Source organism: Nocardioides alkalitolerans (assembly GCA_038184435.1).
Lineage (GTDB): Bacteria > Actinomycetota > Actinomycetes > Propionibacteriales > Nocardioidaceae > Nocardioides > Nocardioides alkalitolerans_A.
The window spans coordinates 3,871,640-3,898,035 of record CP116227.1; the positions used below are offsets into that span (position 1 = coordinate 3,871,640).

20 protein-coding genes are annotated in these 26,396 nt (G+C 74.3%); 10 read left to right on the forward strand and 10 right to left on the reverse strand.

The features are described from left to right. Positions 1-48 precede the first annotated feature (48 nt). Both PIR53_18410 and PIR53_18415 read left to right on the forward strand, forming a co-directional pair. Positions 49-1,557 (forward strand): DUF222 domain-containing protein, encoded by a 1,509-nt coding sequence (locus PIR53_18410; protein ID WZH51977.1) that lies wholly within the window; start codon positions 49-51, stop codon positions 1,555-1,557. A gap of 102 nt (positions 1,558-1,659) precedes the next feature. Then, positions 1,660-1,935 (forward strand): hypothetical protein, encoded by a 276-nt coding sequence (locus PIR53_18415; protein WZH51978.1) that lies wholly within the window; start codon positions 1,660-1,662, stop codon positions 1,933-1,935. A gap of 62 nt (positions 1,936-1,997) precedes the next feature. On the opposite strand, the gene PIR53_18420 is transcribed toward PIR53_18415, so the two are convergent. After that, positions 1,998-3,308 (reverse strand): reverse transcriptase family protein, encoded by a 1,311-nt coding sequence (locus tag PIR53_18420; GenBank protein WZH51979.1) that lies wholly within the window; start codon positions 3,306-3,308, stop codon positions 1,998-2,000. Between the two features lie 314 nt (positions 3,309-3,622). Here PIR53_18420 and PIR53_18425 point away from each other — a divergent pair, with 314 nt between their 5' ends. The 4 genes from PIR53_18425 (at position 3,623) to PIR53_18440 (ending at position 9,234) form a co-directional block, all read left to right on the forward strand. Continuing rightward, positions 3,623-4,996 carry a dipeptidase gene (locus PIR53_18425; protein WZH51980.1) on the forward strand — a complete coding sequence of 458 codons (1,374 nt, stop codon included), beginning with the start codon at positions 3,623-3,625 and terminating at the stop codon, positions 4,994-4,996. A gap of 74 nt (positions 4,997-5,070) precedes the next feature. After that, the gene (locus PIR53_18430) at positions 5,071-6,195 is read left to right on the forward strand and encodes a helix-turn-helix domain-containing protein (GenBank protein ID WZH51981.1); all 1,125 of its coding nucleotides are present in this window, start codon (positions 5,071-5,073) and stop codon (positions 6,193-6,195) included. A gap of 157 nt (positions 6,196-6,352) precedes the next feature. Next, the gene (locus PIR53_18435; GenBank protein WZH51982.1) at positions 6,353-8,725 is read left to right on the forward strand and encodes a molybdopterin-dependent oxidoreductase; all 2,373 of its coding nucleotides are present in this window, start codon (positions 6,353-6,355) and stop codon (positions 8,723-8,725) included. 32 nt (positions 8,726-8,757) lie between these two features. Continuing rightward, a complete protein-coding gene (locus tag PIR53_18440) occupies positions 8,758-9,234 on the forward strand; it encodes a (2Fe-2S)-binding protein (GenBank protein WZH51983.1) in 477 nt (158 codons plus the stop codon). 31 nt (positions 9,235-9,265) lie between these two features. Here PIR53_18440 and PIR53_18445 read toward each other — a convergent pair whose 3' ends face one another. Continuing rightward, the gene (locus tag PIR53_18445) at positions 9,266-11,104 is read right to left on the reverse strand and encodes a GAF domain-containing sensor histidine kinase (GenBank protein ID WZH51984.1); all 1,839 of its coding nucleotides are present in this window, start codon (positions 11,102-11,104) and stop codon (positions 9,266-9,268) included. 187 nt (positions 11,105-11,291) lie between these two features. Here PIR53_18445 and purF point away from each other — a divergent pair, with 187 nt between their 5' ends. Continuing rightward, positions 11,292-12,872: an amidophosphoribosyltransferase gene (purF, locus tag PIR53_18450; protein ID WZH51985.1), complete on the forward strand. Its 1,581-nt coding sequence runs from the start codon at positions 11,292-11,294 to the stop codon at positions 12,870-12,872. A gap of 76 nt (positions 12,873-12,948) precedes the next feature. Further along, complete coding sequence (gene purM, locus PIR53_18455; GenBank protein WZH51986.1) at positions 12,949-14,028, forward strand: phosphoribosylformylglycinamidine cyclo-ligase; 1,080 nt, start codon at positions 12,949-12,951, stop codon at positions 14,026-14,028. Between the two features lie 88 nt (positions 14,029-14,116). On the opposite strand, the gene PIR53_18460 is transcribed toward purM, so the two are convergent. Further along, entirely contained in the window at positions 14,117-16,549 is a 2,433-nt protein-coding gene (locus tag PIR53_18460) for a transglycosylase domain-containing protein (GenBank protein ID WZH51987.1), read from the reverse strand. Positions 16,550-16,796: 247 nt separating this feature from the next. Here PIR53_18460 and PIR53_18465 point away from each other — a divergent pair, with 247 nt between their 5' ends. Next, the gene (locus PIR53_18465; GenBank protein ID WZH54478.1) at positions 16,797-17,081 is read left to right on the forward strand and encodes a WhiB family transcriptional regulator; all 285 of its coding nucleotides are present in this window, start codon (positions 16,797-16,799) and stop codon (positions 17,079-17,081) included. Positions 17,082-17,128: 47 nt separating this feature from the next. On the opposite strand, the gene PIR53_18470 is transcribed toward PIR53_18465, so the two are convergent. Further along, positions 17,129-18,412, reverse strand: coding sequence for an ArsA-related P-loop ATPase (locus tag PIR53_18470; protein WZH51988.1), 1,284 nt, complete (start codon positions 18,410-18,412; stop codon positions 17,129-17,131). Next, positions 18,409-19,443, reverse strand: a complete 1,035-nt coding sequence (locus PIR53_18475) for an ArsA-related P-loop ATPase (GenBank protein ID WZH51989.1) — start codon at positions 19,441-19,443, stop codon at positions 18,409-18,411. Before PIR53_18475 ends, PIR53_18470 begins: the two co-directional genes overlap by 4 nt. Before the next feature lie 39 nt (positions 19,444-19,482). Here PIR53_18475 and PIR53_18480 point away from each other — a divergent pair, with 39 nt between their 5' ends. After that, positions 19,483-19,779, forward strand: a complete 297-nt coding sequence (locus PIR53_18480; protein ID WZH51990.1) for a YciI family protein — start codon at positions 19,483-19,485, stop codon at positions 19,777-19,779. Between the two features lie 73 nt (positions 19,780-19,852). On the opposite strand, the gene PIR53_18485 is transcribed toward PIR53_18480, so the two are convergent. The 5 genes from PIR53_18485 to PIR53_18505 form a co-directional block, all read right to left on the reverse strand. Beyond that, positions 19,853-22,387 (reverse strand): FtsX-like permease family protein, encoded by a 2,535-nt coding sequence (locus PIR53_18485; GenBank protein ID WZH51991.1) that lies wholly within the window; start codon positions 22,385-22,387, stop codon positions 19,853-19,855. Continuing rightward, on the reverse strand, positions 22,384-23,205 hold the full coding sequence (locus tag PIR53_18490; protein ID WZH51992.1) for an ABC transporter ATP-binding protein: 822 nt from the start codon (positions 23,203-23,205) through the stop codon (positions 22,384-22,386). The genes PIR53_18485 and PIR53_18490 overlap by 4 nt, the downstream gene beginning before the upstream one ends. Positions 23,206-23,461: 256 nt before the next feature. Then, on the reverse strand, positions 23,462-24,343 hold the full coding sequence (locus tag PIR53_18495; protein ID WZH51993.1) for a serine hydrolase: 882 nt from the start codon (positions 24,341-24,343) through the stop codon (positions 23,462-23,464). 22 nt (positions 24,344-24,365) lie between these two features. Next, positions 24,366-25,154: a response regulator transcription factor gene (locus PIR53_18500; protein WZH51994.1), complete on the reverse strand. Its 789-nt coding sequence runs from the start codon at positions 25,152-25,154 to the stop codon at positions 24,366-24,368. A gap of 10 nt (positions 25,155-25,164) precedes the next feature. Continuing rightward, positions 25,165-26,346, reverse strand: a complete 1,182-nt coding sequence (locus PIR53_18505) for a histidine kinase (GenBank protein WZH51995.1) — start codon at positions 26,344-26,346, stop codon at positions 25,165-25,167. Positions 26,347-26,396 lie beyond the last annotated feature (50 nt).

Consider the following 26,396-nt stretch of genomic DNA (forward strand, 5'->3'; position numbering starts at 1 on the left):
GTCCGGTGTGGTTCAGAACTGTCGGTGGTGTCGGGTTGAGTGGTGGCCATGACGGGGGTCGGCTCATCTGGTGACGCCGGTGGCTTCGGGCCACCGGTGCCGGAGCCGCCTGCCGACTTCTTGGTCGATCTGCCCGATCCCGACTGGTTGGAGCACGCGTTCACCACCGGGGAATGGCCCGTCGAGGCGACGCGCGGATGCCGGATCGTCTCGCGCGGCGAGGGTCAGTACGACGCGCCTGAGCCGGCCGCGGAGCCGGAGCCTGGGTGGGTGGTGCCGGGCGTCGCCTCGAGTCCCGGTGCCGGTGCGGTCGATGTGGGGCATCCGGTGCTGGAGGCGATCCGGGTGGCCACGGCCGTGCTCGCCGCGGACGGCCGCACCGGGCTCGGGTGGTTGAGTGCACCGCAGACCGGAATCGCGCTCGTTGACGCCCACCGCCTCGTCGCGCGCGCGTCGGCGCTGGTCGCGGTGTTGGTGCAGCACGCCGAGGAGGTCGAGATCCACCGGCAGAACGGTGCGTCGACCGCCGCGGTATGGATGGCGAACGCCGGTGCTCTCACGCGTCGCGATGCCTATCGGTTCGCGAGGATCGGTGACGCTCTGACTGGTCGGTGCGAGACGCACCTGGCGCCAGCCTGCGAGGCCGGGACGGTCAACACCGAGCAGGCCGACGTCATCGTCAGGGCGCTCGACGCGCTCCCCGACGAGCTGCCGGCCGAGCTACGACTGCAGGCCGAGAAGACGCTCGTCGGGTTCGCCGCCGACCACGACGCCAAGGCCCTGCGAGCCGTGGGCAAGAAGATCCTCACGGTCATCGCCCCCGACATCGGCGAAGCCCACGAGGCCGCGCTGCTGGAGAAGGAGGAACGCGAGGCCCGCGCGGCCTCCCGGCTCAGCATGGTCTCCGACGGCCACGGCAAGGTCCACGGACGCTTCACGCTGCCCGAGCTCCACGGCGCCATGCTCCGCAAAGCCCTGGATGCCTACGCCGCACCGAAGCACCTCAACACCAACGACGACCCCGACCAGCGCTTCCAGGCAGGACGGCCGACGCCGGAACGCTACGGCCAGGCCTTCCAACAGCTGCTCGAGATGCTCGACCAGAAAGACCTCCCGGCCACAGGCGGGACGGGTGCGACCGTCGTCGTGACGATGACCCTGGAGTCACTCCTCGGCGGACTCGAGTCAGCCTCCCTCGACACCGGCGGCACCCTCAGCGCCGGCGAAGCCCGACGCCTCGCCTGCGGAGCGGGGATCATCCCCGCCGTCCTCGGCACCAACAGCGAGGTCCTCGACCTCGGCCGCACCGCCCGCTTCCACACCAAGGCCATGCGCACCGCCCTGGCCATCCGCGACAAGGGCTGCATCGCCGAAGGCTGCACGAGACCGCCCCACCAGACCCACGCCCACCACCTCGCCGCATGGTCAGAAGGCGGGCACACCAACGTCGACGACGGCTGTCTCCTCTGCGACCAACACCACCACCAGGTCCACGACCCGCTCTACCTCGTCGAACGACTCGGCACCGGCAAGCTCCGCTTCACCCGCCGCGAGTGAGACGGGTCGGCGCATCCCGATCGCCCACGGGAAGCACGCGCAGCTTGCGATGATCGGCGAGGCCGTGATCCAGGGAGGGTGCGCGGCAGTGAGGGGAAACGCTTGAGCACGACCGTGACGCCTCGCTACGACAGGACCAGCCTGGCGCCACCGGACGTGCAGTCCTCGTCGGTGATCGGGTGGCTGGCCCTGGCGTGCTCCGTCGGCTGGGTCGCCGGGTTCGGTTCGCTCGCGGGCGTCGTGCTGGGCACCTGGTCGATCGTGCGCGCACGTCGTCGCGGTCTGCGCGCGCCGATCCCCGCCGTCATCGCGATCGTGATCGGGACGGTCGTCCTCGTTCTCTCGCTGGTGGGCATGTGGGTGCTGCTGAACATGTAGGTCTCCACCGGCTCGGGCCCCGCCGGGTGACGCCACCGGTCGCCACCGGTCGCCACCCCGTCTCACCGCTCCCAGTTCACCGCGTACCACGCGTCGAGCAACCGCTGGCCGCGCGCCGGGTCGTGCTGCGCGACCCACGCCACGCGTCCGCGGAGGTGGTCGGCGAAGGCCGGCACCGCGGCCCGGTTCTGGCTGCTCGGCCCGTGCACCCGGCAGTTGTGGAGGATCGCGCGCAGGCGGTCGACCTCGTCCCGGGCGACGCGCGGCCGGTCGTTGACGACGAGCCCGGCGAGGTGCTGCCGCTCGCCGCGGCGCATGACGGCCGTCTTGAGGGGGTTGAGCCGGAAGCCCTCGTCCCGCACGACCTCGGTGACGGCGGTGACGAGCCGCGCCGTACCGGCTCCCCAGCCGCGGTCGCTCGAGAGGGCGAGGTCGTCGGCGTACCGGGTGTAGCGCCCGCCCCACGCCTCGGCGAGGGCGGCGAGGCGGAGGTCGAGGCGGTACGCCGCGAGGTTCGCCAGCGCCGGCGACGTGGGCGCGCCCTGGGGCAGGTGCGGGGCCGCGAGCCGGCGGCCGAGCCGCCAGTGCGCGTCGTGGAGGCTCGTGTCGGCGGGGCGGGGGAGCGCCCGCCAGGCCGAGCGCGGCAGCACCGTCGTCGTGAGCCCGGCGAGCAGGTGGGCGACGGGCTCGGGGTAGCCGGCGGTGCGCCAGACGCCGTAGACGCGGCCCACGGTCACGCTCGCGAAGAACGCCTCGAGGTCGAGGTGGAGCACGGTGGCGCGGCCGGCGTGGGGTGCGGCGTACCGGGCCACGGAGCCACCGGGGCGGAACCCGCGCGCCGCGTTGTGCGGCGGGATGCGGTCGAGGACCTCGTCCAGCAGGAGCCGCTGGATGCGCTTCAACCGCGGCTTGGGCGCCTCGAGCACGCGGATCGCGCCGCTGGCCGCGACACGGTGACCGACGCGGTAGTGCTGCAGCGGCGCCACCGCGACCTCCCGCGCCCACCGCTTGGGGTCGGCGAACCAGTCGAGCTCGTCCGGCGCCACCTCGAGCAGGGTGGCGAGGTCGTCGACCCCGTCGAGCACCGGCAGCGCCCAGCGGTTGCCGGCCATCGCGGTGGGCGCCGGGGCCCGGCGGAGCACCCGGGTGCGCCGCGCCTTGGCCGCCGCCGGAAGGCTCGCGACGACGGCGGCCAGCTCGCGGGGCCGGTCGCGGGGGGCGGCGGGGTACGCCGCGATCACCTGCTGTGCGAGCTGCCGCAGCCACTGCGGCCGTCGGCCGATGACGCGCGCCCCGCTGGTGAGGAGCCCGTCCTCGGTCCACTCCCCGCCGAGGAACCCGGCCCCGAGCGCGGCCGCGACGTCGGGCCTCACCGGCGCGCGGGACCGTGCGGGACGGGGGTGTGCGGGACGGGACTGTGCGGGACGGGACTGTGCGGGACGGGAGCGTGCGGCAGCGGCTCTCGACCTGTCCCGTCGTGCGCGCGGCGACCTGCAGCGGAGCGCAGCAAGCCGCGCGCGGTGGAGTGCCCGGACGTGCCGGTGGTCCCCGGGGTAGCCCCGGGGAGGTCGACCGGTGACGCGCACCGGTTGACCGTCTCGAGAGAGCGCTGCCGCACGCGGCGACCCTAGCGTCCGCCGCGCCCGGGGCCGATCAGCAGGCGCGGCCGATCAGTAGGGTCGACCTCATGAGCGACCTCACTCTCGACCAGCTGCGCCAGCGGGTCGCGGACGTCCTGCCGGGTGTCCGCGCCGACCTCGAGGACCTCGTGCGGATCCCGTCGGTGAGTGCGGACCCGGCGCGCGCCGAGGACGTACGACGCAGCGCGGCCGCCGTCGCCGCCCTGCTGGAGGCGGAGGGCCTGGAGACCCGGGTCGTGTCCGCCGACGGCGGTGCCCCCGCGGTCATCGCCTCCCACCCGGCGCCCGCGGGCGCACCGACGGTGCTGCTCTACGCCCACCACGACGTGCAGCCGGAGGGCGACCACGCCGACTGGGCGACGCCGCCGTGGGAGCCCACGGAGGCCGACTCGCCCGCCGGTCCGCGCCTCTTCGGCCGTGGCGCCGCCGACGACAAGGCGGGCATCGCCGCCCACCTCGGCGCGATCCGCGCGCTCGGCGACGATCTCGGCGTCGGGGTCACGGTGTTCGTCGAGGGCGAGGAGGAGGTCGGGTCCGACACGCTCCCGGCGCTGCTCGCGGCCCACCACGACGACCTCGCCGCGGACGTCATCGTCATCGCCGACTCCACCAACTGGGACATCGGCGTCCCGGCCCTCACCACCAGCCTCCGTGGGCTGGTGCGCGTCGACGTCGAGGTGCGCACGCTGACCCACGCCGTGCACTCGGGCATGTGGGGCGGCCTCGTCCCCGACGCCCTCATCACGCTGTCCCGGCTCATCGCCACGCTCCACGACGACGCGGGCGACGTCGCGGTCGCGGGGCTGCACGCGGGTCCGGCGGCCGACGTCGACTACCCCGAGGACCGGTTGCGCGCCGAGTCGGGCGTCGCGCCCGGCGTCGAGCTGATCGGCACCGGCACGGCCGTCGAGCGCCTCTGGACGAAGCCGTCGCTCAGCATCACCGGCCTCGACGCCCCGAAGGTCGACGGCGCCTCCAACACGCTCGTCCCCGCCGCCCGGGCCAAGATCTCGATGCGCATCGCCCCCGGGGACACCGCCGAGAGCGCCCTCGCGGCCCTCCGCACCCACCTCGAGGCGCACGTCCCGTGGGGTGCCCGGCTCACCGTCACGCTCGTCGACACGGGCGAGGCGACGCAGATCGACGCGACCGGCCCGGTCTACGACGTCGCCCGCGCCGCCTTCGCCGACGCGTGGGACGGCACCGCCCCGGTCGACATGGGCGTCGGCGGCTCGATCCCGTTCATCGCCGAGTTCCTCGAGGCGTTCCCGCAGGCGGCCGTCCTCGTCACCGGTGTCGAGGACCCCGACACCCGCGCCCACGGCGCCAACGAGGGGCTCCACCTCGCCGAGTTCGAGCGCGTGCTGCTGGCGGAGACGCTCCTGCTCGCCCGCCTGGCTCGCTCGACCGTCCGGGCCTGACCGTGCGCCCGGTCGCGGCGGACCTCCTCGCACGGCACCGGGCCGCGCGGGTGGGTCCGCTCGCGGACCGGCTGGTGGCCACCATCCAGGCGGAGAACGCCGGCTACGTCGAGCTGCCCGTCGTCCCCGTCGAGGACCTGCGGGCCTCGTGCGTCGACAACGTCGCCCGGGTGCTGCAGCTGCTCGCCGTCGAGCTCGGCCTCGCGCCGGACGGCCGCGGACCCTCGGTCGACCGGTACGACGCGGCCCGCGCCACCGGCCGCCGCCGGGCCGAGCAGGGGCTGCCCCTCGACGACGTGCTGCGCTCGTTCCGCATGGGCGGTCGGCTCATCTGGGACGACCTGCTCGACCAGGCCGACGGCATCCTCGAGGCCCGGGAGACGCGGGAGCTGGGCACGGCCCTGTGGGCGGTGGTGGACAGCACCTCGGCGGCGGTGGCCGCGGCGTACCACCAGGCCGAGGCCTCGTCGATCCGGGTGCACGAGCAGCGCCGTACCGCCCTCTGGGAGGACCTCCTCGCCGGCCGCGGCGCCGACGCGGCCTTCGCGGCGGAGGCCGCCCGCGTGCTCGACCTCGCGCCCGGGCCGTGCGTGGTGGTGGTCGCGCCCGCTGGCGCCCCGGCGGAGGCGGGCCGTCGCGCCGAGACGCACCTGCGGGTGGCGGGCCACCACTCGAGCTGGGTACGGCGCGCGATCGGCCTCGTCGGCGTGGTCGAGGCGCCCGCGGGATCGATCGACGCGCTCTGTCCCGCGCTGGAGACGGCGGACGTCGGCCCGACGGGGGTCTCCGGCGTGGCCCCGGGCCTGGGCCACGTGGAGGAGGCGTTCACCCAGGCGGTGGCGGCCCAGCGCATCGCCACGGCCCGGGACCTCGCCGTGGTCGCGTTCGACGACGCGCTGCCCGACGCGCTCGTGCTGGCGGCGCCCGCGATCGCCGGGCGCCTCGCCCGGCACTGGCTGGCCCCGCTGCTCGCGCTGCCCGCCGACGAGTCGCGCGCGTTGCTGGACACACTGGAGGCGTGGGTGGGGGCCGGGGGGTCGCCGACCGCCACCGCGCGGGCGCTGCCCTGCCACCGCAACACGGTGCTCAACCGGCTCCGCCGCGTGCATCGCCTCACCGCCGGTCGGTTGGGCGAGGGGGCGCCGCCGGCCGAGCTGGGGCTCGCCCTCGCGGCGTACCAGCTGGGCCTCGTGGACTGACCAAGCCCAGTTGTGCGGATCGCACAGTGACGCGCGCCACATCGTGGGCGCCTGCGGGTTGGGTCCGCCGGCCGGTGATGTGACCGTGGTCGCAGGGAGGGAGTGACGACCCGGCGGTGCCCCCAGGGTGCCTCCGGCCGACGCTCTCGGAGGAAACGTGACGATCACAGGTCCGGCCGGCTCGACCGGTCTCGGGCAGGACCAGGCGGCGACGGAAGGGGACACGGAGGGGAGCGGGACGGTCAGCCGTCGCGGCTTCCTCGGCTTCGTGCTCGGCGGCGCGACGCTCGTGGCGGCAGCGCCGTTCCTCGAGCAGCCGCCCGCGGCGGCCGACGGCATCCCCACGGTGCCGCAGCCCGCGGAGATCTACGACCTCAACGACTTCCTCACCCACATCACGCTGCCGACGAGCCAGCTCATCACGATCACCATCGACGACGACGGCGGTGCGTCCTTCGCGCTGCCCCGCGCGGAGGTGGGCCAGGGGATCACGACCTCGACGGCGATGATCATCGCCGAGGAGCTCGACCTGCCCCTGGACAAGGTGCGGGTCTCGCTCGCCCCCGCGCGGCCCGAGCTCCTCTTCAACCAGCTCACGGGCGGCTCCAACACGACGATCTCGACCTACACGCCGGTGCGGGTCGCCGCCGCGGTCGCCCGCGGCGCGCTGCTCGCGGCCGCCGCCCGCCTGCTCGGCGACAACGTCGACCAGCTCGTCACCAAGGCCGGCGGCATCGTGGAGGCCCCGGACGGCCGTCGGGTGACCTACGCCGAGCTCACCGTGGACGCCGCGGTCGCCCAGGACCGCGCCGTCGAGGTGCAGCTGCCCGACCGACCGGCGGGGCGGATCATCGGCACACCGCAGAACCGGGTGGACGCCCGGGACGCGGTCACGGGGCGCAAGCAGTACGCGACCGACCTGCAGGTCGAGAACGCCTGGCCCACGATGGTGTGCCGGGCGCCCACCCTCAACGGGACGCTGCGGTCGGTCGACAACCTCGACGCCGTGCGCGACCTGCCCGGCGTCACCCACGTCGCGGAGCTGGACTTCGGGGTGGCCATCCGGGCGCGGACGTTCGGCCAGTGCATCGACGCGGTGCGCGCCGTCGAGGCGCAGTGGGACGACGGCCCGGTCGCCGGGGAGTCCGACGAGAGCGTGCTGCGGGGCCTCCAGGCGTCCCAGCTGCCGCTGCCGAAGCTGCCGAGCCTCCCCCTGCTGGCCCGCACGATCAACCACGACGTGACGTTCTACTTCCGCAGCAACTCGCCGATGGACACCAACTCGGCGATCGCGGACGTGCGCTCCGACCGCGCCGAGATCTGGTCGGCGCTCAAGTCGCCGGTCGTCGCCCAGGCGGCGATCGCCGAGGCGGTGGGGCTGCCGGTCGACAAGGTGACGGTCAACGTGGTGCAGGGCGGCGGGTCGTTCGGCCGCCGGCTCTTCTTCGACGGCGCCCTCGAGGCCGCGCGGATCAGCAAGGCGATGGGCGTCCCGGTGAAGCTGATGTGGCACCGGGCCGACGACGCCCGGGCCGGGCGGGTGCACCCGATGTGCACGTCCCGGATCCGCACCGTGCTCGTGGGCGACGAGGTCGTCGCCTTCCAGCAGTCGCTGACCAGCATCGAGACCGACTTCCGGCACGGCCTGGGTGACGCCCTCACGGCGTTCGCCGCGGACCTGCCCACGGGTCTCGGCAACCTGGGCTTCAGCGAGACGGTCTTCCTGCTGACGCAGGAGGTGCCCTACAACTTCGGCGCGGTCGTGCAGACGTTGACCGAGGTCGACCAGCGCTTCAACACGGGCTCGATGCGCAACATCTACTCGCCCGACGTGCGCGCCGCCTCGGAGCTGGTCGTCGACCGGATCGCCGACACCCTCGGCAAGGACCCCTACGAGTTCCGGCGGTCCCACGCCCGCAACCCCCGCGTCGCGGCCGTGCTCGACAAGGTCGCCGAGGAGGGCGGCTGGGGACGCGAGATGGAGCCGGGCACCGCCCAGGGAATCGCGATCCACAAGGAGTACAAGGGGGCCACCGCCTGCCTCGTCGAGATCGACTGCCGACCGGAGACCGTCGGGCGCCAGGTGCGCGACGCGGTCACCGGACCCCGGGTCACCAAGGTCGTGTTCGCCGTCGACGCCGGTCTCGTCATCAACCCGCGAGGCCTGGAGGCCCAGATGCAGGGCGGCATCAACGACGGCATCGCACTGGCCCTCACCTCCAGCCTGCACCTGCGCGACGGGCACTTCCTCGAGGCCAGCTGGGACAACTACTTCTACACGCGGCAGTGGAACACGCCGCCCGAGGTCGAGGTGCACGTCATGCCGTCGGACAGCCCGCAACCGGGCGGGGCCGGCGAGGCCGGGGTCGCGGCCACCTTCGCCGCCGTGGCCTGCGCCTACGCCCGGGCGACGGGCACGACGCCGACCCACTTCCCGATCAACCACCGCGAGCCGCTGGCGTTCGAGCCGAAGACGTTCGTGCCACCGATCCCGCCGTCGCCGACCAACGGCCTGCGGCTCACGTACTGACCCCCCGACCGTTCCGCGACGAGGAGCCCCCCGTGCCCACCCAGACCTTCCGCCTCAACGGCGAGACCGTGACCGTCGACGTCGAGGACGACGTGCGCGTGCTGTGGGTGCTGCGCGACCTGCTCGGGGTCACCGGCCCCAAGTACGGCTGCGGCATCAACGTCTGCAAGGCGTGCACCTCGCACGTCAACGGCCGTGCCTTCAACCCCTGTGCCGTGCGCGTCGGCGACCTCGGCGCCGACGACGAGGTCACGACCATCGAGGGACTGCCCGCCACCGTGGGCAAGGAGCTGCACCCCATGCAGGAGGCGTGGCTGGAGCACGACGTCGCCCAGTGCGGCTACTGCCAGCCGGGGCAGGTGATGGCCGCGGTCGCGCTCGTCAACAAGGCCCGGCGCGAGGGCCGCACCATCACGGACGCGGACCTCGACGGCATCCGCAACATCTGCCGGTGCGGCACCTACACACGGATCCGCGAGGCCATCGTGGACGGGGAGAGCCGCATGTGACGCCGTACCGCGCTGGTGTCAGGCGCTGGTGTCAGGCGCGCGGGTCAGGGGCCAGTGGCAGCGTCACGGTGAAGGTGCTGCCCTCGCCGTGGACCGAGTCGACGTGCACGCTGCCGCCGGCGCGCTGCACCGTGCGGGCCACGATGGCGAGGCCCAGCCCGGTGCCGGTCTCGCGTCGCGCCACGGGGTCGTCGGAACGCACGAAGGCGTTGAACACCCGCCCGAGGTCGTCCTCGGCGATGCCGATGCCGGTGTCGACGACCCGCAGGACGGCCGTCGCGGGGCGGTCCCCGGTGGCGGGCACCGCCTCGAGGTCGACGACGACGGTGCCGCCGTCGGGCGTGTACTTGATCGCGTTGCCCACGAGGTTGCCGAGCACCCGGTCGAGACCTCCGCGGGGCACGAGCACGGGCACGGGGGCGCCGGGCACGGCGACGACGAGGGTCTGCTCCTTGGCCGCCGCCACCGTGCGGAGCAGCTCGACGGTCTCGACGACCGCCTCGTCGAACGCGGCCGGCTCGGTCGGCACGGCCTGGGGCCCGTCGGCCTCCGAGAGGGCGAGCAGGTCGTCCACGAGCGCGCCCATTCGCTCCGCGGCGCGCCGGGAAGCGTCGAGCGGCGGGGTGGGCTCGATGAGCTCCGCGAGCACGTCGAGGTTGCCCAGCACGGCGGTGATGGGGTTCTTCAGCTCGTGGGCGACCGTCGCGATCAGCTGTTCCTTGTAGCCCACCATCGCCCGCTTCTCGGCGAACACGGCCGCGGTGTGGAGGGCGTCGCCGAGGTCGCGGCCCAGGTCCCGGGCCGCCTGCTCCTCGATGTCGCTCCAGTCGCGCTGCCGGCCGCTGCGGGCGAGCACCACCGTGCCGAGCGGCTCGTCGAGCGTGCCGAGCGGCACGACGAGCACGGTGGTGACCTCCACGCGCTCCATCCACGCGTCGACGGCCGCGAGGTCGGCGTCGGAGATCCCGGGGTGCGAGCGCGAGTAGACGCTGCGCATGAGCAGCTCCTGGTGCGACCACAGGTGCCGGGTGATCCGGGCGACGAGGTGCAGCTCGTCGGGCGTCGTGACGACCTCCTCGAGCGCGACCTGCTGGCCGCCCGACGAATCGCGGCTCGCGACGACCGAGGGTCCGTCGCTGACGTGGAACCAGGCGGCGTCGGCTCCCAGGGCGTCGACGAGGGCGGGCGCGCAGGCCTCCACGACCGCGTGGGCACCCTGGCGGGCGTCGGCCCGGCGGATGACCTCGCGGGAGGCGGCCGCCAGGGCGAGCTGCTGCTCGACCCGGTGTCGCTCGTCGAGGTTCTCCAGCACCGCCGCGGTGCGCTCGACGTAGTCGATGAGTCGCGCCCGTGTGTCGGCATCGGGCCGCAGCCCGTCGAAGGGCACGTCGAGGGTGAGCACGCCGGCGACCTCGCCGTCGGGGCGCAGCAGCAGCGCGGAGAACCAGTCGTCGGGGTCCCAGGCGTCGGGGTGGTCGGTCTTCTCGATGTCGGGCGTCCAGGAGAGCCCGACGGGCACGGCGCGCTCGACGGGCAGGAAGCGGAGCGGGCCCCAGACGTCCGCCTCGTCGGTCTGCTCGGCCAGGGCCTCCGCCGGGAGGTGCTTGCCGAGCACCAGTGTCCGGGCCTCCTCGTCGCCGACGAAGCTGACGAACTCGAGGTCGCCCGACTCGCGGCGCATCGCCAGGGCCGCGACCCCGAACCCGGCCACGTCGGCGGCGGCGCGGGTCAGCACGTCGATCGCCTCGGCGTACCGCCCCGCCACCCCGTGCTGCAGCGCCGCGGTGATGCTCGCGTCCACCGCGTCGGCGGGGGTGCGGGGGACCGCAGCACCCCCGGAGTCGTGCGCGTTCGTCGTGGCTGTCGTCACGGGTCCCCTCCCCCAAGCCGGTCCCGAGTCACGCAAGTGTCCCGACAGTAACCTGCTGGTCCCAGCCGCGCGGGTGATCGCCCACAGAGGTGACGCAACGGGAGGTTCGCGGGGTGTGAGGAGCCCGATCCGAGCGTGGTCGGTGACCGGGCCCCGTTCGCCGTACCATGGCCCGGTGGCGAACTCCGTGAGCACACGCAAGGGCGGCGACGGGCGGCTCACCGCGGCTCTCGACCCGCAGGACCAGGGACCCCAGGACGCGTGCGGCGTCTTCGGCGTCTGGGCGCCGGGCGAGGACGTGGCGAAGCTGACCTACTACGGTCTCTACGCGCTGCAGCACCGCGGCCAGGAGTCCGCCGGCATCGCGGTCAGCAACGGTCGGCAGATCCTCGTCTACAAGGACATGGGCCTCGTCTCCCAGGTCTTCGACGAGTCCACCCTCGACGCGCTGCAGGGCCACCTCGCCATCGGCCACTCGCGCTACTCGACGACCGGCGCCAGCACCTGGCACAACGCGCAGCCCACGTTCCACCCGACCGCGCACGGCTCCATCGCGCTGGCCCACAACGGCAACCTCACCAACACGGCCGACCTGGCCGCCCTGGTGCGCGACCGCAGCGTGCTCGACGGCGAGCTCGACCTCAAGGTGCACCGTCCCGAGCAGGTCGGCTCCACCAACGACACGAGCGTCGTCACCGCGCTGCTCGCCGACCACCCCGACACCACGGTCGAGGAGCGCGCCGTCGAGCTGCTCCCGCAGGTCAAGGGCGCGTTCTCCTTCGTCTGGATGACGGAGAACACCCTGTACGCGGCCCGCGACCCCCAGGGCATCCGTCCGCTCGTGCTGGGTCGGCTCGAGCGCGGCTGGGTCGTCGCCTCCGAGACGGCGGCGCTCGACATCGTCGGCGCCTCGTTCATCCGCGAGATCGACCCGGGCGAGCTCGTCGCGATCGACGCCGACGGCCTGCGCACCCGCACCTTCGCGCAGCCCGAGCCGAAGCACTGCCTCTTCGAGTTCGTCTACCTCGCGCGGCCCGACACGATCATGACCGGCAAGCGCATGCACAGCGTGCGCGTCGAGATCGGTCGCCGCCTCGCCAAGCAGTTCCCGGTCGACGCCGACCTCGTCATCCCCGTGCCGGAGTCGGGCACGCCGTCGGCGATCGGGTACGCCGAGGCCTCGGGCATCCCGTACGGCACCGGTCTCGTGAAGAACTCCTACGTGGGCCGCACCTTCATCCAGCCCTCGCAGACCATCCGCCAGCTGGGCATCCGGTTGAAGCTGAACCCGCTCCGGGACGTCATCGAGGGCAAGCGCCTCGTGGTCGTCGACGACTCCATCGTGCGCGGCAACACGCAGCGGGCGCTCGTGCGGATGCTCCGCGAGGCGGGCGCGCGCGAGGTGCACGTGCGCATCTCCTCGCCGCCGGTGAAGTGGCCCTGCTTCTACGGCATCGACTTCGCCACGCGCGCCGAGCTCATCGGCAACGGGCTGTCGGTGGACGAGATCTGCCGCTCCATCGACGCCGACTCGCTGGGCTACATCGACCTCGACGAGCTCGTGGACGCCACCGACGTGCCCAAGCAGAACTTGTGCCGCGCCTGCTTCGACGGCGTCTACCCGATCCCGCTCCCCACGCCCGAGCACCTGGGCAAGGACGTGCTCGAGGTCAACCCGACGGCGCCCGTCGTGCGCACGACCGACGTCGACGGCCTCGCCGCGTCCCTGGCCGGGAGCGGCGCGTCCGACGCGCTGCAGCGGCCCTGACCCGCGCCGTACCCCCGCGCCGTACCCCCTTGCCGTTCCGCCCGAACCACCCCGCAGACCCCTGGGAGCAGACCACGTGAACCAGCCCGAGAACGCGTACGCCGCCGCCGGCGTCTCCATCGAGGCCGCGGACCGCGCGATCGACCTGATGAAGGGCTGGGTCGAGAAGTCCCGCCGTCCCGAGGTCATCGGCGGCCTCGGCGGCTTCGCCGGCCTGTTCGACGCCAGCGCGCTCAAGGCCTACGACCGTCCGGTGCTGGCCACGTCGACCGACGGCGTCGGCACGAAGGTCGCGATCGCCCAGGCGCTCGACAAGCACGACACCATCGGCTTCGACCTCGTCGGCATGGTCGTCGACGACCTCGTGGTGTGCGGCGCGGAGCCGCTGTTCATGACGGACTACATCGCGACCGGCCGCGTGGTGCCCGAGCGGATCGCCGCGATCGTCAAGGGCATCGCGGAGGCGTGCGTCGAGGCGGGCTGCGCGCTCGTCGGCGGCGAGATCGCGGAGCACCCGGGCCTGCTCGGCCCCGACGAGTACGACGTCGCCGGCGCCACCACCGGCGTCGTCGAGGCGGAGCAGATGCTCGGCCCCGGCCGCGTGCGTCCCGGCGACGTCGTCATCGCGATGAAGTCGTCCGGCGTGCACTCCAACGGCTACTCGCTCGTGCGTCACGTGCTGCTGTCCGACGCCGGCGCCGGCTGGACCCTCGACCGCCACGTCGACGAGCTGGGCCGCACCCTCGGCGAGGAGCTGCTGACGCCGACGAAGCTCTACACGAAGCCGTCCCTGCGGCTCGCCCGTGAGACCGCGACGCACGCCATGGCCCACGTGACCGGCGGCGGCCTGGCCGCCAACCTCGAGCGCGTCCTGCCGGCCGAGCTGACCGTCACGATCGACCGCGGCACCTGGACCCCGCTGCCCGTCTTCGACGTCGTGCGGCAGGCGGGCGACGTCGCCCAGGCCGACGTCGAGGCGACGCTCAACTGCGGCGTCGGCATGGTCGCCCTCACCGACCCCGGCTCCGTCGACGCCGCCCTGGCGATTCTCGCCGAGACCGGCGTCGAGGCCTGGGTCGCCGGCGAGGTGCGGGCGCTCGCCGACGGCGAGCGCGCCGGCTCCGTCAACCTCGTGGGGCAGCACCCGGGCTGGTAAGCCCGCCGGGTCCGCCCGGCCCCCGTACGCCGAGCGCCCGCCCTCCGTGAGGAGAGCGGGCGCTCGTGTCGTTCGGTACGGCGCGGGGTCAGCCCCCGGCGCCCGGGCCGCCGTCGCCGCCGGGGCCACCACCGGCACCACCACCGGGGCCGCCACCGTCGCCGGGCCCGGCGTCGCCGCCACCAGCGCCGCCGCCAGCGCCGCCGCCAGCGCCGCCGCCAGCGCCGCCGCCAGCGCCGCCGCCAGCACCCCCACCACCGCCGGCTCCGGCCCCGGGCTCGGGGTCGGCCGGCTCGGGCGCGGTCGTCTCCGGCTCGCGCGTGCGGTTCTCGTTGGTGGTGGAGCCCCGCGACGTACCGCTGCGCTCGCTGCGGCCACCGCCGCCGAGGCCGAGGAAGCCCTGCGGGTCGGGCGGACCGACGGCCTCGCGCAGGGCCGAGGCGCTGAACCGCTCGAAGTCGTCGCCGGCGAGCTCGTCGCGGACGCCGCGCATGGCGTCGCCCCACATGGGGGCGACGTAGCCAGAGGCCGACACGTTGTAGAACGTGCGGCCGCCGACGCGCTGGCCCGACAGCGGGATCGGCGAGCCCTGGCTGTTGGCGCCGGCGATCATGGCCGCGGTCGACAGGTTCGGGGTGTAGCCCGCGAACCACACGGAGCGGCCGTTCTGCGTCGTTCCGGTCTTGCCGGCGTTGTCGATGCCGAGGTTCTGGGCCGAGGCGAAGCCGCCGGAGCCCAGGACGCCCGAGAGGATCTCGTTGACCGCGTCGGCCGTCTCCGGCTGGATCACCTGGTCGCAGGTCGGCAGGTAGTCCTTGAGGACGTTGCCGGCCGAGTCGAGGATGCGCTGCACCGGGAGCGCGTCGCAGTGCTGGCCGCGCGCGGCGAACGTCGCGTACGCCTCGGCCATCTCGATGGGGCTCACGTCGGCCACGCCGAGCACGAAGGAGGGGATGCGCTCCGCGCCGCGGCCGGGCTCCTCGCTGCCGGTCGGGTTATTGAGCTCGACGCCCATCGACCGGGCGAGCTCGAACGGCTCGCAGAGGCCGGTGCGCTGCTCGAGCTGGGCGTAGAACGTGTTGACCGACAGGCGCGTGCCCGTCGTCATCGTCATGTAGCCCGAGCTGGTCGAGTTGGAGGGGTCCCAGATCGTGGAGCCGCCGTAGGGCTCGCCGTCGCAGTCCTTGAAGGACGACTCGCGGAGCCGCACCTGCTCCGGGGAGTTGATGCCCCACGACACCGGGATGCCCTGCTCGAGGGCCGCGGCGAGCACGAACGTCTTGAACGTCGAGCCGGCCTGGAAGCCGTTGGCGTCGCCGAGACGCTCCGGCACCGTGTAGTTGAGGTAGGTCTGGCCCGCGTCCACGTCCCGACCCATGGGGCGCGACTGGGCGACGGCGCGGACGTAGCCCGTGCCCGGCTCCACCATGGCGAGGGCGCCGATGGCGTTGTCGGTGGGGTCGACCGTCTCGGAGACGGCCTCGTCGGCGGCCGCCTGGAAGGGCAGGCGCAGCGGGGTGCGGATCGTCAGGCCGCCTTCGTAGAGCAGCGCGCGGCGGTCGGCCTCCGACTCGCCGAGGGCGGGGTCGGCCACGAGGTAGCGCAGCACGTAGTCGCAGTAGAACGGCGCCGCCGAGGAGACGCAGCCGTTGGACGGGGCCGCGACGTTGACGCCGAGGTCGCTGCTGCGGGCCGCCTGCTGCTCGGCGTCGTCGATCACGTTGAGCTGCGCCATCCGGTCGATGACGACGTTGCGGCGCTGCAGGGCACGGTCGGGGTTGACCGTGGGGTCGAGGCCGACGGGGTTCTGCACCAGACCGGCGAGGAGCGCCGCCTGCGGCAGGGTGAGGTCGGCCGCGTCCACGCCGAAGTAGGTCTTCGCCGCGGACTGGATGCCGTAGGCGCCGTTGCCGAAGTAGGCGAGGTTGAGGTACCGCTCCAGGATCCAGTCCTTGGAGTAGGTGTTCTCGATCGCGATGGCGTAGCGGAGCTCCTGGATCTTGCGCGCCACGGTCTCCGCGGTCGCCGCCCGCCGGGCCTCCTCGTCGTCGCCCGCCTGCTGGATCAGCGTCAGCTTCACCATCTGCTGGGTGATGGACGAGCCGCCCTGGACCACGCCCGAGGAGGCCTGGTTGATGACGAACGCGCGCAGGGTGCCCTTGATGTCGAGGGCGCCGTGCTCGTAGTAGCGGTAGTCCTCGATCGAGATGATGGCCTCGCGCATCACGGGCGCCACCTGGGTGAGGGGCACGTTGACGCGGTTCTCGTCGAACAGCGTCGCCACCAGGGCGCCGTTGGCGTCGAGGATGCGGCTGCGCTGGGGCAGTGCACTGGTCTCGAGCTCCGCGGGGAGCTCCTTCACGCTCTCGGAGACGTTGCGCGCGCCGACCCCGAGGAGTCCGGCGAACGGCAGCGCGAGGCCCGAGGCGACGACGCCCAGCACGACCGAGCCCGCGACCATTACGAGGAGGTGCTTGACGACGCGGGCGGCCGTGAGGCGCTCGGGATCAGAGGAGGCCATGGTGCAGAAGGGTACGGGGTGAACCTGTGAAGGGTCTCCTCCGCGGACGAGCCCGCGGCGGCTCCCCCGAACGGGTGGGTCCCGTGCCCCGCGCGGGGGACGTCCTAGTCATTTCGGACTATGCGACGTGAGCCGTGCGGGTCTGTGAATCTCCTCAGCCTTTCTTTACCTTTCTCGGTGTTGGGTTGGAATGGTGAGGGCGAGCGGCGTGGGGCTGCGGATCCTCCGGATGATCTGGGGACATCACATGTGGGTCGAGGACTGGACGAACGAGGCGGTCTGCCGCAAGTCGACGCCGGACGAGCTGTTCGTCCGCGGTGCCGAGCAGAACAAGGTCAAGCAGATGTGCCAGGGCTGCCCGGTGCGCACCGAGTGCCTCGCCGAGGCCCTCGACAACCAGATCGAGTGGGGCGTCTGGGGCGGCATGACCGAGCGGGAGCGCCGCGCGCTGCTGCGTCGTCGCCCCGAGGAGTCGTGGCGCGAGGTGCTGCAGAGCGCCCGCGCCCAGCACGCCGCCGCCGTCGTCGTCTGACGCGCTGAGCGGTCGGACCAGGTGCGGTCGGACCAGGTGCGGTCGGGCTAGATCCGACCGACGGCCAGCAGGTCGCCGACCCGGCGGAGCCCGTCGAGGTCGTGCACGTCGCTGGCCAGCGCCGGCACCACGGCGGTCGCCACCTCCGGGTGCGTCGCCGCGAAGCGTCGGCGCAGCTCGCCCTCCCGCTCCGTGATGCGCACGTGGTCGGCGTGCAGCCGCAACAGGCCCTCGGCCAGCGCGGGGTCGTGCAGCGCCGTACCGCCCTCGCTCGTTCCCGAGGCTCCCGGGGACTCCGCGTTCCGCGCGAGCCACCGCGCGGCCGAGACGGCCTCCTCCGCGCCGAGGTCCACCGGGGGCTGGGGGTGGGCCCGGTTCACGACCAGGCCGGCCAGCGGCATCCGGTCGTCGGCGAGCCGCTCGACGAAGTAGGCCGCCTCGCGCAGCGCGTCCCGCTCGGGCGCGGCCACCACCACGAACGCGGTCTGGGCGTCCTGCAGCAGCGCGTAGGTCTGCTGGGCCCGCTGCCGGAACCCGCCGAAGACCGTGTCGAACGCCGCCACGAACGTCTGCAGGTCGGTGAGCACCTGGGCGCCCAGCACCTTCGTCAGGGCTCCCGTGATGAGGCCGAACCCCATGCCGAGCACCTTGGCGGGACCCTTCGCCGGCGCGAGCAGCAGCTTGATGAAGCGCCCGTCGAGGAAGCTCGAGAGCCGTTCCGGGGCATCGAGGAAGTCGAGCGCCGACCGGGACGGCGGGGTGTCGACGACGATGAGGTCGTAGGTGCCGTCCACCTTCGCCTGCCGGTGGATCTGGCCCAGCTTCTCCATCGCCATGTATTCCTGCGTGCCCGCGAACGAGCTCGACAGCGCGACGTAGAACGGGTTCTCCAGGATCGCCCGGGCCTTCTCGGGGCTGGCCTGGCTCTCGACGACCTCGTCGAAGGTCGACTTCATGTCGAGCATCATCGCGTCGAGCGAGCCGCCGTTGCTCGCGTCGATCCCGACGACCGGGCGCGGGGTGTTGTCGAGCTCCTCGATCCCCATCGACTGCGCGAGCCGGCGGGCCGGGTCGATGGTGAGCACGACGACCTTCCGACCGCGCTCCGCGGCGCGCATCGCGAGGGCCGCCGCCGTCGTCGTCTTGCCGACGCCACCCGACCCGCAGCAGACGACGATGCCCGTCCCGCGGTCGTCGACGAGCGCGTCGAGGTCGAGGTGCGGCGCGGCCTTCGTCGGGTCGCCCGCCAACCGGCCGACCCGGTGGCTGCTGCGCCGGTGGCTCCCGAGCCGCTCCGCCGCCCCGCCGCCGGGCGTGCTGCTGACCGTCATGCCATCCCCTGTCGCCGCAGGTGTCCCGCCAGCTCGTAGAGCCCGCCGAGGTCGACGCCGCCCGCCATGCGGGGCAGCTCGTAGGTGGGGACGCCGTACGTCGCGACCAGCTCCCGCTGCGCGTCCTCGAGCGCCTTGCGCTCCGCGTGGTCCCGGCCCTGCGCGAGCAGGTGCTCGGCGAGGTCGGTGAGCTCGTCGGGCCCGCCGTCGATCCCGGCGGCGGCCAGGTCCTCGGCGAGGGGCGCCGCCTGCGCCGTACCCGCGGTGACGGCCGCGAGGTCGTCGGCGTCCAGCTCGTCGGGACGCGTCAGGTTGACCACCACACCGCCCACGGGCAGGCCCGTGCGGCGGAGGTCGGCGATGCCGTCGGCGGTCTCCTGCACGGGCATCTCCTCGAGCACGGTCACGAAGTGCACCGCGGTCCGCGAGGAGCGGAAGAGGGTCATCATGAGGTCGGCCTGCGACTTCACCGGCCCCACCTTGGCCAGTCCGGCCAGCTCGTCGGAGACGTTGAGGAACTGGGTGATGCGGCCCGTGGGGGGCGCGTCGAGCACGACCGCGTCGTACTGGCGGGCGTTCTTGCCCCGTCGGCCCGGCTTCGCCGCCTCGAAGACCTTGCCCGTGAGGAGCACGTCGCGCACGCCGGGCGCGATGGTGGTCGCGAACTCGATGACGCCGAACTTGTCGAGGGCGCGGCCGGCGCGGCCGAGGCGGTAGTACATCGCCAGGTAGTCGAGCAGGGCCGACTCGGCGTCGATGTGCAGCGCGTGCACCGTGCCGGCCGCGCCGCTGGGCTCCGCGGGGAGGCCCTTCGCGATGCGCCGCTCCTCGTAGGGCAGCGGGTCGACGTCGAACATGCGGGCGATGCCCTGCCGGCCCTCGACCTCGCAGAGGAGCACCTCCTTGCCGCGGGAGGCCAGGGCGAGGGCGAGAGCGGCGGCGACGGTGGACTTCCCGGTGCCGCCCTTGCCGGTCACGACGTGCAGGTGCACGCCCGGCCAGTCGGGCCCGGGACGATCGACGGCGGACACGCGCGCAGCATAGCCAGCGGGCCCTGGGAGGATGCCCGCATGAGCATCTACGCGGTGACCTACACCTACTCCGACGACGTGGCCCTGCGGGACGCGGAGCGCGCGACGCACCGCGAGTACCTCGCCGGGCTCGCCGAGGCCGGCCGGATGGTCGTGTCGGGCCCCTGGGGCGCCGACGAGCCCGCCGGCGCGCTCCTGCTGTTCCGGGGCGACTCGGCCGACGAGGTGCGGGCCCTGACGGCGGAGGACCCGTTCGTCAAGGTGGGCGTCGTCGTCGACCAGGTCGTCCGCGAGTGGCTCCCCGTCCTCGGCCCCGGCAAGGACGCCTTCGCCTGAGGTCTCTCGCGTCGAGTCGGGATGTTCGGCGGATCGCGCCGAACATCCCGACTCGACGCGGGCCGTGCCGCGCTCAGTCCGCCGTCAGCCCCGCGGCCGGGGCGGTGCGAGCGGCGCGGCGGGCCGGGAGCACGCAGGCGACGAGCCCGGCGAGCGCGGCGACCACGACGACCACCGCCAGCTGCCCGTAGGGCAGCACCATCGTCGCCTCGGGGATCGACGGCTGCACCATCACCTTGACGCCGACGACCGCGAAGTAGACCCCGACGGCCGTGCCGATGAGCGTCGCGACCACGGAGAGCAGCACTCCCTCGGTCGCCAGCGTGCGGCGCAGCTGCCGGCGCGTCAGGCCCAGGGCCCGCAGGAGCGCGTTCTCCCGCGACCGCTCCAGCACCGAGAGCCCCAGCGTGTTGCCGATGCCGATGAGCGCGATGAGCACGCCGATCCCGAGCAGGCCCACGACGGCGATGACGACGACGTCGAGCTGCCGACCGATCCAGTTGCGCTGCTCCACGAGCGGCGTCACCGACGCCCCGGTCCCGGCGGTGGCCGCGTCGAGGTCGGCGAGCAGGTCGTCGAGGTCGTCCCCGTCGGCGCGCAACCACGCGGCGTACGGCGCCGTGTCCGGGCCCAGCAGTGCCTCCAGGGTGTCCGGCGCCACGATCGCCGCCGTGCCCCAGGCGCTGTCGACGTAGCGCGCCCGCAGCGTCAGCGTCCCGCGGGGCGTGCTCACCTCGAGCCGCTCGGTCAGCCCCGTCTCGCCGGTCAGCCCGGACGGCACGAGGATCTCGTCGTCGCCGGGCAGCGCGATCCCGCGGTCGCCGCGCACGACCTCGTCGAGGGCGGCGTCGGCGTCGGGGGCCGCCCCCGGTGCCACCACGGCCAGCGCCTCGTCCGCGAACAGCTGGTCGACCGGCACCCCGGCGACCGTCTCGTCGAGCACCGGGGCCGCCGCGACCGCGCCGCCCGGCACGACCAGCGACGCCTCGACCCCCGGGAAGCCCGTGACGCGGTCGGCGAGCTCGGCGCCGATCGGGCCGTCCTCGGCGGCGACGGTGACGTCGAGCGGGTACTGCTCGTCCATCTCCTTGTCCGTCGCCGCCCGGGCGGTCGCCATGCCGGTGAGGACGGCGGTGGTGAGCGTGACCCCGATGAGCAGGGAGGCGGTCGTCGCCGCCGTGCGTCGCGGGTTGCGGACCGCGTTGTCGCCGGCGATGCGCGCCGTGGGTCCGGTACGCCGCACGACGAGGCCCACCAGCCGCAGGACGGCGGGCACCAGGACGGGACCGAGCAGGACGACCCCGGCGAAGAACAGCGTGCCCCCCGCCACCATCACGACCATCTCGCCGGTGGAGACCGCCGCGGTCAGGCCGACCACGCCGGCGGCCACCACGACGAGACCGAGGGCGATCCGCACGCGACCGGCCGCCGTCCGCACGCTGGGCGCCGCCTCGGGGCGGAGCGCGGCGAGCGGGCTGACCCGGGTGGCGGTGCGCGTCGGCACCCACGCGGCGACCACCGTCGTCAGCACGCCCCCGGCGAAGGCGGCGCCCCACCACACCGGGGAGGGCTGCGGCGTGCCGAGCGGGAAGTCGACGGTCGCCTGCAGCAGCGCGACGCCGCCGAAGCCGAGCGCGGCGCCCGCCAGCAGGCCGGTGGCCGACGACAGCAGGCCGACGACGAGGGCCTCGAGGCGCACGGAGCGTCGTACCTGCCGGCGCGTCGCGCCCACGCAGCGGAGCAGCGCGAGGTCGCGCTGGCGCTGCGCGAACAGGATCGAGAACGTGTTGGCGATGACCATGACGGAGACGACGGCGGCGATCGCCGCGAAGAGCAGCACGACCATCGAGAGCACGTCGACCTGCTGGTTCGCCTTCTGCAGCCGGTCGTCGGCGACCTCGGCGGGGGACCAGGTGACGAGCTCGCCGACCGCGGTCTCCGTGCTCGCCAGCGCCGCGACCTCCGCCGCCGCGTCGGCGACGTCGTGGTCGGGACCGACGGCGTACGTCACCGTCTCCGCCGACCAGTAGTCGAGCGAGGAGACCACGGAGAAGTCGGCCCACAGGGCGCTCGACGTGAACGTCGTGCCGTCGGCCAGGCCGACGATGGTGAGGGTGGTCGCCGCGTCACCGGACCCGACGACCACCTCGTCACCGATCCCGAGGTCGTTGGCCTGGGCGCCGGAGGCGTCGGCGACGACCTCGTCGGGGTCCTCGACGCCCCGGCCCTCGACGAGGTCCTGCCACACGAGGTCGGGGTCGGCCGCCCAGGTGCCGATGGAGGCGTCCTCGACGATCGACGTGCCGTCGGTCCGGTCGATCGGCGCCCACGCCTCGGCGAGCGGGGCGGCGCTGTCGCCCTCGTCCGCGGCGTGGGCGAGGACGGCCTCGACGCCCTCGTTCGAGGGCCACGCGTCGACCGCCCCGCCGGTGACGACGAGGTCGCCCCGCTCGTAGGGCTTGCCGATCTCGTCGGTGAGCCCGCCGCGCGCGGCCGACGCGATCGCGTCGGTCACCACGACGAAGGCGACGGCGATGGCGACCGCCAGCACGGCGGCCACGTAGCGCCGGGTGTGCGTCCGCAGCGACGCGAGCAGCACGGTCCTCATCGGGCGGCACCCCCGTGTCCGCCCGTGCCGAGGGGACCCGTGCTGCCCGGCCGCAGCGTCGCGACGAGCCGGTCCGCGTCCGGCTGGACGAGGTGCGCCCGCACCGTGCCGTCGGCGAGCACGACGACGTCGTCGGCGTACGCCGCGGCGTCCAGCTCGTGCGTCACCATCACGACGGTCTGGCCGAGCTCGCGGACGCAGCGCCGCAGGAACCCGAGCACCTCCGCGGAGGTGTCCGAGTCGAGGTTTCCGGTCGGCTCGTCGGCGAAGACGATCGCGGGCTGCGCGACGAGCGCGCGGGCGATGGCGACCCGCTGCTGCTGCCCGCCGGACAGCTCGCCCGGGCGGTGCCCGAGGCGGTCGCCGAGGCCGAGGGTGGCGACGACCTCGTCGTACCGCGCCCGCACGGTCGCGTCGACCTTCCGGCCCGCGAGCTCGAACGGCAGCAGGATGTTCTGGCCCGCCGTCAGCATCGGCAGCAGGTTGAAGGCCTGGAAGACGAAGCCGACGTGGTCGCGGCGGAAGCGCGTGAGGTCGTCGTCGCCGAGACCGTCGAGCCGGCGTCCGGCGATGGTGACGGACCCCGCGGTGGGCTGGTCGAGCCCCGCGAGGCAGTGCATGAGGGTGGACTTGCCGGATCCCGAGGTGCCCATGACCGCCGTGAACCGGCCGGCCGGCACGTCGAGGTCGACGCCCCGGAGCGCGTGCACCTGGGCGTCGCCGCGGCCGTAGGTCTTCGTCAGGCCCCGGGCGCTCGCCGCGAGGGCAGGGCCGGCCGGGGCGGGCTGGACCAGGTCGGTGAAGGGTGTGGTGGACATGACCGGAACGCTAGGGACGGCGCACCCCCGCGTCGTCACGCGAGCGGTTGATCCTCGGGGGCGGTGGTACGACGGGGGTGGGACCCCGGGTGGACCCTGCGTCCACCCGTGGGTGGAGGCGGCCGGGTCGGCGCTCGGGGAAAGAAGACGCGGACGGGTCGAGAGCGCGGGGAAAGAGAACGCGGACCGGTGCCTCGACTGGATCGATCCAGGGGGCCTCCCGGTCCGCGTCTTCCTTCCCCGGCGCGCATTCTCCTCAGCCCGACGCCCCCGACGCCCCCGCTGCGGCCTCGACGACGCGCTCCGCCATCCGGTCGGCGCCAGCGTGGTCGTGGGCCGTCAGGGTCACGACCGTGTCCCCGCGGAGGACCACCAGCTGGCCGTGGGCACCGTGCAGGCGCCACGCGTCGCCCGGTCCGCCCCAGGCACCGAGGCCGTACCGGGCGTAGGACGGGTGGGCCTCACGCTCGACCCAGGTCGTGCGCATGGCGCGCGGCCAGTCCGCGGAGACCAGGCGCGTCCCCTCCCACCACCCGTCGTCGCGGACGAGCCGTCCGAGGCGGGCGAGCTCGTCGATGGTGAGGTGGAGACCCCCGCCGGCGGCGATCCACCCCTGCGGGCAGCGGTCCCACGGCGGTGCGTCGATGCCGAGCGGGTCGAACAGCCGCGGACGCAGCCAGTCGGCGACGTCGCCCACGACCGACCCGAGCGCCCGCATGGCGGTGTAGGTGCTGGCGTTGGAGTACTGGAACACCCGCCCGGCCGACGGGCGGGACAGGAGCTCGTGCGCGAGGTCCGGCCAGTCCGTCAGCAGCGTCTCCGACCAGGGCAGGTCGATGCCGCTCGTCATGCCGAGCAGGTGCCGCGTCGTGACGTCCTCGACGCCCGCGCCCAGCGCCAGGCCGGGGAACCACCGGCCGACCGGCGCGTCGACGTCGAAGATCCCCGCGTCGTGGGCGATCCCGGCCGCGAGCACGCAGACCCCCTTGGCGGCGGAGTGGACATCGCGTCGCACGTCCTCGCTCCACAGGTGCCGCGCGGTCGCGTCGCCGACCAGCACGTGGGCGGCGTGCGCACCGAAGCCGTCCTCCTCGGCGGCGGCCACGACGCGGTCGAGGAGCTGCCGGGCGCGGGACACGCGGGGAGTCTCCCACCCGGGCTCAGCCCGGCCCCACCACGCCCGCCTCGTAGGCCAGCACGACGAGCTGCACCCGGTCGCGGGAGCCCGTCTTGGCGAGCAGCCGCCCCACGTGGGTCTTCACCGTCGCCTCGCCGAGCACGAGCTCGGCGGCGATCTCGCCGTTCGACAGCCCGCGCCCGACGAGCTCCAGCACCTCGGCCTCGCGCTCGGTCAGGGTCGCCAGCCGTGGGTGGTCGGCGGGCGAGGCCGGCGACCCCGGTGCGCCGCGGTCCGCCCCGCCCGACAACCCGCCCGACGACCCGCCCGACGACCCGCCCGACGACCCGCCCGACAGCCCGTCCGGCAGCGTCGCCGCCACGTGGTCGAGCAGGCGGCGGGTCGTGGAGGGCGCGACGACGGCGTCGCCGGCGTGCACGCGCCGTACGGCCTCCAGCAGGTCCGGGGGAGCGGCGTCCTTGAGGAGGAAGGCGGAGGCGCCGGCCTTGAGGGCGGCGAAGGCGTACTCGTCGAGGTCGAACGTCGTCAGCACGATCACCCGCGGCACGGGCGCACCCGCCGCGGCCCGCTCGGCCAGGGCGCGGGTGGCCTCGACGCCGTCCAGCCGCGGCATGCGCACGTCCATGAGCACCACGTCGGCGACGGGTCGGTCGCTGCCCGCCGGCGCGGCGAGCGACCGCAGCGCCTCCTCCCCGTCACCGGCCTCCCCGACGACGGTCAGGTCGTCCTGGCTCTCGACGAGCATGCGGAACCCGGCCCGCACCATCTGCTGGTCGTCGACGAGGAAGACGCGGATCGGCGGGGCGTTCACCGGGCCATCCTCACACCGGCACCCGCGCCACGACCTCGAACCCGCCGCCGCCCCGCGGCCCCGTCGTCAGCGTGCCGCCCGCGGCGCGCACCCGCTCCCGCATCCCCACGAGCCCGAGGCCACCGCCGGGACGTCCCTCGCCGGCCGCGGCGCCCCGCCCGTCGTCGGTGACGCGCACGACGAGCCCGCCCGGCTCCGCGTCCACGACCACCTCGACGTCGCGGACCGGGCCGGCGTGGCGCCGCACGTTGGTGAGGGCCTCCTGCAGCACCCGGTAGACCACGAGCCCCGTGCCCGTCGGCACGGTCGGCAGGGGGTCGGGGAGCCGCACGGTGAGCGGGAGCCCGTCGGCGCGGGCCTGCTCGAGCAGGCCCGCCAGGTCGTCGAGGCCGGGCTGCGGACGCGTGCCGGTGTCCTCGGAGCGCAGCAGGCCCAGCAGCCGCCGCATCTCGCCGAGCGACTCGCGCCCGGTCGCCGCGATGGTGCCGAGCGCCGCGGTGGCGACGTCGGGGTCCTTCGCCGCGGCGTACCGCGCCCCGTCCGCCTGCACCACCATCACCGACAGCCCGTGCGCGACGACGTCGTGCATCTCGCGCGCGATGCGGGCCCGCTCGTCGGAGGCGGCGAGCTCGGCGCGCTGCTCGGCGTCCCGGGCCACCTGCTCGGCGTGGGTGCGGAGCGCGTCGACGTACGCCGCCCGCGTGCGTCCCAGCGTCCCCAGCGCCCACGCGGCGACCACGATGACGCCGATCGTGGTGGCGTAGCTGACCACCTGCTCCACCGGGTAGTCGCCGGGGTCCACGTACGGCGAGGTCCAGTCCCACGCCGCCGTCGCGGCCGCCACCAGGCCGACGACGAGGGCGACGGCCCCCGCCGTCGCCGTGGAGAAGCGGGCGACCGCGTAGACGGCGACCGGGTACGCGAGCTGCGAGAACAGGGGCATGTCGACGAGCAGCACCTGCAGGGCGCTGGCGGCGGCCACCGCGGCGTACACGGCCACGGGGAAGCGGCGTCGCCACCACAGCGGCGCGCACTGCAGCAGGCCCAGGAGCGCCCAGTCGGCGGCGCCGGCGGCGACCCCGATCAGCAGGCTCAGCCCCGTGAGCCCGACCGCGAGCCCCCGGTCGAACCACGCCTCGCCCCGCGGCCCCAGCCGCCGCGGCTGCCGGGGGAGGGCGGAGGTGGCGCTCATGGACGCCGAGGGTACGGCGCCGCCCGGGCCCCGCGCGTCCACCCGCGGGT